The following is a 2,830-nucleotide window of genomic DNA, read 5'->3' as shown; positions in this document are numbered from 1 at the left end:
AGTGCCGGCGTATGCAAGGGTGGCCCGAAGGCAGCGAATCCGGCCACGAACAGTCCGGCAAGCATATCGACGGAACTGCCAGGTGCGGGTTGGCCCGTAATCCACGCTGCAGCGTGTCTAGCCCGCACGGAATGTGGGCGCGACGACACGAGCGCAAGACTTCGCCAGAATCCGTGCTGAGGTGGCGGCGATGGTGGCATTGGCGCGCGTCAGGAATGGCGGAAAGCCTGGAAGGGATCCAATATATAGCTTGCGCCATAGGGCTGCGAGGAGATCGACGCCGTATACTTCGACGTACTTTTGGACTCAGCGTTCGTCATGGTGGTCGGTGTGAACATCGGCCATGCTGTTCCGCTTTCCCTTCCTGACCGCCGCGCCGCCGCAACCAACATCATGTGCACCGGTCCCCAGTGGTTGGATCCCGCTCCGTCGGCCTGTCGGCGAAGTCCGTCGCCACCGTGTGCGGCGTTCAAGTGCTGACGATTCGCAGATGAACACGCGAATCGGCCGTGACGGGCGGATTGGTCGTCTCGACGCCGGCCCGGCCCGCTGAGTCGCCGCGGACTACCTGCAGGCCCATCCTGATAGCGCGCGTGCCGTCGCCGATTCCGCTGGCATCTCGGGCCAACGGGCGCGACATACGCGACCGGATCGCCCGCGGCGAGATCCCGTGGCAGATGGCGCCGCACGCTTCCGTAACCTCTGCCTGGGAGACTCCGCCGGAGCCGCCTGCCGGACCGACCGAAGTGCAGCACGTCCCGACCGCTGCTGGCCCGAATCGGCAACAACCCTCGTTTCGGATCAGCAAGTCCGGCTGTGAACTCCTGCGCTGGCTACAGATGCACATCGTTGATGACGTCGACCTCCACAAAGGTCGCCGACGGCGGCCGGCGCATTGCCGGCCAAGCTTGCCGACGCTGCACGAACAACTGGACGGTCCTCGCCGAAGGACTCCGCCAAGCCTGAGCATCGTTCTCGAACTCATTCCGGCACCGCGCACTCTGCGCCCATGTGAACACAGCCGATCGCTGAGTAATCCACTCGTAGACTCGATAAGAAGTTGCACAGCAATGGTTTTCGGTTGCAACACGACACGAAGCAGCTATCGTCGTAGATGTGGCTCCGGGAGGCGCAATATCCGGAGAGGAAACACACTATGGACAGCACTCGTTCACATAACACCGACAATCTGCTGCTCGAAGTACTGCAAGAAAGCGACGACCTGAGCGGTGCACAGGACAAGGGTGTCAACCCGAGCCCCCGCCAGGACGTCGGACACTAGCACCACAGTCACGGCCGGACGTTCGTCGTCCACCGATCGCGCCACGCGTGCGTGACCGATAACGAGTAATCAGCGCCTCCCGGAACCCACGCCCCAACCGGCGATACCAGGAGATCCACCGGACATGCCGCTCACCAAATCCACACGAGAACTGCTGCACAACAAAGAGTTCCGCCTGCTGTACGGCGGCTATCTCGCGTCAGCGGTGACCGACGGATTCATCCCTATCGTGTTCACCATCGAGGTGCTACGGATCTCCAGCTCCCCCTGGGCGCTCTCGATGGTGCTCATCGCCTTGATGCTCGGACGCTTCCTGGTAGTTCCGCTCAGCGGCCGCCTTGCCGCCACCCGCCACCCACTCGCGGTAATGATCGGAGCGGACACTATCCGCATCACGGCACAGGCGGGATTGGTCGTAGTCATCATTCTTTCCTCAAATTCTGCTGCAGCGATGGTGGTTTCGGCATTCTTGTACGGCGTCGGAGTCGGCGTCTATATGCCCGCACAGAAGACCGCACTACCCGCACTCGTCAGCCCCACTGGGCTCGAAAAGGCTAACGCAACCTTCTCCATGGCCACCGACGTCAGCCTCATCGCCGGCCCAGCACTGGGCGTCGCGGTTACTCATCTCCTGGGATTCAGCGGAGCGCTCGCGCTTGACTGCCTCACCTTCGCGATCAACATCGCCGCCCTGCTGCGGCTGATAGCGGTGTGCCGCGCCCAGCGCATCAACCTTCAAGCCGACACCGCCGCCCGCGCCACCGAGGACGGCACAGCCATGAGTGCTGGCGGAACAATACGCATTGCGTGGCGGCTCGCCCGCACCGACTCGTTCCTCGGGTCGTCGCTGGCGTTCTGGACTTGCACGTCCGTCCTCATCGGCATGGTCGCCGTCTACGCGCCCAGCCGCATCATCGACAGCACCGGCGGTGCCGGCACTTGGGCGGCCATCGCCACCGTGATGGCCGTGAGCTCGCTGGCCGGATCAGTGAGCGCCGCCGTGGGCACACGTCTGCCCTACCGATTCGGTGTGCTGGCCGTCGCCACGCTGCTGATCAGCCAAATCGTCGCAGTCGCACTGGAAATGCACTCCGGCAGCGTCGCGGCGTACTTCACCTACGCGGTCTTCGGCGCCGGCGCGTTGATGACCACCTGGTCGGGCATTCAGTGGACCTCCGCGGTACAGCGACGCCTGCACCGCGCGGACCTGGGCCGGTTCTTCGCCGTCGAATCGGCACTGACGGCTATCGGCATCCCAGTCGGCATGGCCCTCGCTCCCGTCCTGGAGCTCGCGAGCGGTCTGTGGCTGCTGGCAATTCTGGGTGTTGCCCTGCTCGCTGCAGCCGTCATCGTCGCCCGCACCCCCACAAGGAGTCTCGAGTATGCGACCACATAGCCGCGGATACCGCTACGCCGTCTACGACGACGCACTGCCACCCGAAGACATCGACGTCCTGCACGCCATCGGTACAGAACGAGCCACCCGGCCTACCCTCAGTGCCATCAACCGGTTCCACGACGGGTTGTCCTTCCAGGGACCGGGTCCCA

General features: G+C 63.9%; 2 protein-coding genes. Both read left to right on the top strand.

What is annotated here, in order from left to right:
• Positions 1-1,156 precede the first annotated feature (1,156 nt).
• Positions 1,157-1,282, top strand: a complete 126-nt coding sequence (locus tag VFH65_RS15100; RefSeq protein WP_353322503.1) for a hypothetical protein — start codon at positions 1,157-1,159, stop codon at positions 1,280-1,282.
• A 124-nt stretch (positions 1,283-1,406) separates the two neighbouring features.
• Positions 1,407-2,678 (top strand): MFS transporter, encoded by a 1,272-nt coding sequence (locus VFH65_RS15095; protein ID WP_353322501.1) that lies wholly within the window; start codon positions 1,407-1,409, stop codon positions 2,676-2,678.
• Positions 2,679-2,830 lie beyond the last annotated feature (152 nt).

Source organism: Mycobacterium sp. (assembly GCF_035697385.1).
Taxonomy (GTDB): Bacteria; Actinomycetota; Actinomycetes; order Mycobacteriales; family Mycobacteriaceae; genus Mycobacterium.
This window is presented reverse-complemented; position numbering and strand designations above follow the sequence as displayed.